This window comes from Kitasatospora sp. MY 5-36 (assembly GCF_001182915.1).
Classification (GTDB): Bacteria; Actinomycetota; Actinomycetes; order Streptomycetales; family Streptomycetaceae; genus Kitasatospora.
Genome location: NZ_LFVW01000866.1, coordinates 1 through 3,719 on the forward strand (window position 1 = coordinate 1; position 3,719 = coordinate 3,719).

Consider the following 3,719-nt stretch of genomic DNA (forward strand, 5'->3'; position numbering starts at 1 on the left):
TCGGCGGGGGCGGCGGCGGGGCGTCGAAGCCGCCGTCGGAGTGGTCCTCGCGGTAGCTGTACCCGGGCCCGTACCCGTCCGCGCCGGTGGTGCCGGAGCCGCCGGCGGCCGGGCCGCTGCCGAGCACGGTGCCCTCGATCACCCGGGGCTCCTGGGCCTCGTACTGCCCGTGGGCCTGGTACTGGCCGTGCTGCCCGTACCGGCCGTGGGCCTGGTAGGGGTCGTACTGCTCGTGGGGCTCGTACGGGCCGTACTGCTCGCTGGGGTGCTGCTGCTTCTCGCTCATGTCGACCAAGCTCGGCCCGGTGCATGAGGAGTGGATGAGAACCGGCTCAGAACGGGGAGAGAAGCCCGTTGGGTTCTCATAAAGCCTGGTCAGCCCGCCTGCCGAGCGGAACCGGCCGTTCCGGTACGGGCCCGCCGCTCCGGTCCGGGCCGGCTACTCCGCTACGGACCGGCCGGGGGCGTCGCCGCCGCAGCCGCAGGAACGGCGGATGACCAGCCGGGACGGGAAGGTGCGGACCCGCTCGGTGTCCGAGCCGGGCACCATCAGCGAGTCGTCCAGCACCAGGTCCACGGCGGCCCGGGCCATCGCGTCGCGGTCGGAGGCGACGGTGGTCAGCGGCGGGTCGGCGAGCGCGGCCTCCGGCACGTCGTCGAAGCCGGCCACCGCGAGGTCCTCCGGGACCCGCAGGCCGACCTCGCGGGCGGCCCGCAGCACGCCGATCGCCTGGTCGTCGGTGGAGCAGAAGATCGCCCGCGGCCGGTCCGGCGAGCGGAGCACACCGAGCGCGACGTCGTAGGCGCCGTAGCGGTGGAAGGGCGCGTCGATCAGGTGCGGCTCGGTGGGGACGCCGTGCGCGTCCATGGCGCGCTGCCAGCCCTCGACGTGGTCGATGACCGGGTCGCCGGGGGCGGGGGACTCGACCGGGCCGCCGAAGCAGGCCACGTACGGGTGCCCGTGCACCTCCAGCAGGTGGCGCACGATCGCCTCGGCGCCCGCCACGTCGTCGGTGACCACCGCGACGTCGTCGATCGCCTCGGGCCGGCGGTGCAGCAGCACGACCTTGGCGCCCTCCATCGCGGCGAACTCCTCGGCGGCGCGCTGCGAGGGGCCCTGGCTGACCAGGATCAGGCCGGAGACGCGCATCCCGAGGAAGGCGCGGACGTAGTGCACCTCGCGGTCGTCCACGTAGTCGGAGTTGCCGATCAGCACGAGCTTGCCGCGCTCGGAGGCGGCCCGTTCCACGGCGTGCGCCATCTCGGCGAAGAAGGGCTGGCGGGCGTCCGGGACGACCATGCCGATCAGGTTGGTGCGCCGGGAGGCCATCGCCTGGGCGACGCTGTTCGGCCGGTAGCCGAGCTGGTCGATCGCCGCGAGGACCTTCTCCCGGGTCGCGGGTGCGACCGGGCGCGGACCGTTGTTGATGACGTAGCTGACGACCGCGGTCGAGGTACCAGCCAGCCGGGCTACATCGTCGCGCGTCACTTTGGCCACGGGGGGAGTCTACGCGTGTGGCCTCCGGGGCGGCAGGGGGAGCTGGGGCCTTGTTCGGCAGGCCGGCGGGCGGCTCCGGGAGGAACCGGACAAGCCGGGCGGGGGACGCGGCCCGCCCGGCCGGTCCTCAGGCGTCCAGGGTGGTGGCGGGGCGCTGGGCGAGCTCCGGCCGCTCGCCCTTCTCGGGCTTCTCCGGGACGACGAAGCGGTAGCCGACGTTGCGCACCGTGCCGATCAGCTGCTCGTGCTCCACGCCGAGCTTGGCGCGCAGCCGCCGGACGTGCACGTCCACCGTCCGGGTGCCGCCGAAGTAGTCGTAGCCCCAGACCTCCTGCAGCAGCTGCGCCCGGGTGAAGACCCGGCCGGGGTGCTGCGCGAGGTACTTGATCAGCTCGAACTCCTTGAAGGTGAGGTCGAGCGCCCGGCCCTTGAGCTTGGCGGAGTAGGTCGCCTCGTCGACCGAGAGGTCGCCGTTGCGGATCTCCATCGGGCTGTCGTCGGTGACGACCTGGAGGCGGCCGAGCGCGAGCCGCAGCCGGGCCTCGACCTCGGCCGGGCCCGCGGTGTCCAGCAGGACGTCGTCGATGCCCCACTCGGCGGTGACGGCGGCCAGGCCGCCCTCGGTGACCACCAGGATCAGCGGGCAGCCGATGCCGGTGGACCGCAGCAGCTGGCAGAGGCTGCGGATCTGCGGCAGGTCACGCCGGCCGTCGACCAGGATGACGTCCGCGCTGGGCGTGTCCACCAGGGCCGAGCCCTCGGCGGGGGCCACCCGGACGTTGTGCAGCAGCAGTCCGAGGGCGGGCAGCACTTCGGCGGACGGTTGCAGCGCATTGGTGAGGAGGAGGAGAGAACTCATACCCGGTGGTCCCCTTTCCGGGTCGTCGCGGTCGCGTGACGGCTGCCGCCACAGCCGGATGGCGCACGTGCTGAGGGGGAGGGGAGGACGACGGCCGGTCGCGGCGGACCGGGGGAGCGGACGGCGTGCGGGGCGCGACGGCGGGTCCGCCGGGGGTCCCGCAACCCCGGGCGCACCGTTTCTGCCCTGTTCCTCACCGCGAACCCTCCGGTCTGGTCCGGTGCCGGGTGGCGGCCCGGTGCCGGGTGGCGATGCCCCGGCCGGCCGGGGCACGTCGTTGTGCCGCGCCGGCCGGGAGGTCCCTGCTGCGCGCCGGGGGTGGGCCGACGAATCGCAAGAACGTCCGTACCGGCGTCCTGGAAGCACAAAAGGACCCGGGGGCGACTCTGCCCGGATCCCTCTTGGTGGTCGAGGATAGCCGACCGCCCCCTCCGCCGGGAGTGCCGGAATCCGGCGGTTCGCCCAATTCGGGCGTGCGCCGGGTGAGGCTGGACACAGCTTCGAGCGCCGGTCCGGCGCTGGTCCGGCGCCTCCGGGTGGCGGTCCGGTGCGAGGCCGGTGCGCACTCCGTTCCGGTCCGGCCAGGGCGATTGCCGCTCGTGGTGGCCGACACGCCATCATGGGGGGCGCACATCGGAGGCGCTGTTCGGGTCCATCGTTCGGGTGGTCGGGCGGCCGTCGCGGTGGCGAGCCGGACCGGGGTACCGGAGCCGGGCGAGGACGACGAGAAGGGGTGGCCCGATGGGCGCGACCACCGAGCCCGCGAGCGGCGCCCGGGTGCGCGGGACGATCCGCTACTGGGCGGCGGCGAAGTCCGAGGCCGGGCTGGCCGAGGAGCCGTACGAGGCGGCGACCCTGGCGGAGGCGCTGGCGGCGGCCAGGGCGCGGCACGCCGACCGGCCGAAGCTCGTCCAGCTGCTCGGGCACTGCTCGTACCTGGTCGACGGGGCCCAGGTGGGCGGCCGCGACCACGCGACCGTCGCCCTGACCGAGGGCGGGACGGTCGAGGTCCTCCCGCCGTTCGCGGGAGGCTGAGCGGCGTGACGGACATGAACAACCCGAACCACCCGAACCACGGCGGCCACGGCGAGTGGCCGCAGCAGCCCCACCGGCCGTACCCGCCCCAGGGACAGCAGCCGTACCCGCAGCAGCAGCAGCCGTACGTCCCGCCGCAGCAGCCCGGCCACCAGTCGCCGTACGGCTACCCGGTGGACGACGCGGCGGCGACCGCGGTGCTGCCGGCGGTGCCCGCGTTCGACGACGCGGCCGCGACCACCCTGCTGCCGCCGGTGCCGGCGGTGAGCGACGCCGAGGCGACGGCGCTGCTGCCGCCGGTGGTGGTGTCCGGTCCGCTGTCGGGCG

3 protein-coding genes and 2 pseudogenes are annotated in these 3,719 nt (G+C 74.7%); 2 read left to right on the plus strand and 3 right to left on the minus strand.

The window, feature by feature from the left end; genetic code table 11:
- From AE652_RS37400 to AE652_RS37410, 3 genes and pseudogenes are all read right to left on the minus strand, one after another.
- Positions 1-286 (minus strand): annotated as a pseudogene (locus AE652_RS37400) (hypothetical protein); the annotation flags it as partial.
- 153 nt (positions 287-439) lie between these two features.
- Positions 440-1,498, minus strand: a complete 1,059-nt coding sequence (locus AE652_RS37405) for a LacI family DNA-binding transcriptional regulator (protein ID WP_049659714.1) — start codon at positions 1,496-1,498, stop codon at positions 440-442.
- A 127-nt stretch (positions 1,499-1,625) separates the two neighbouring features.
- Positions 1,626-2,357, minus strand: coding sequence for a response regulator transcription factor (locus AE652_RS37410; protein ID WP_049659716.1), 732 nt, complete (start codon positions 2,355-2,357; stop codon positions 1,626-1,628).
- A gap of 741 nt (positions 2,358-3,098) precedes the next feature.
- On the opposite strand from AE652_RS37410, the gene AE652_RS37415 reads away from it, so the two are divergent.
- Both AE652_RS37415 and AE652_RS37420 read left to right on the plus strand, forming a co-directional pair.
- The gene (locus AE652_RS37415) at positions 3,099-3,392 is read left to right on the plus strand and encodes a MoaD/ThiS family protein (protein WP_049659718.1); all 294 of its coding nucleotides are present in this window, start codon (positions 3,099-3,101) and stop codon (positions 3,390-3,392) included.
- Between the two features lie 5 nt (positions 3,393-3,397).
- Positions 3,398-3,719: pseudogene (locus tag AE652_RS37420) on the plus strand (hypothetical protein); the annotation flags it as partial.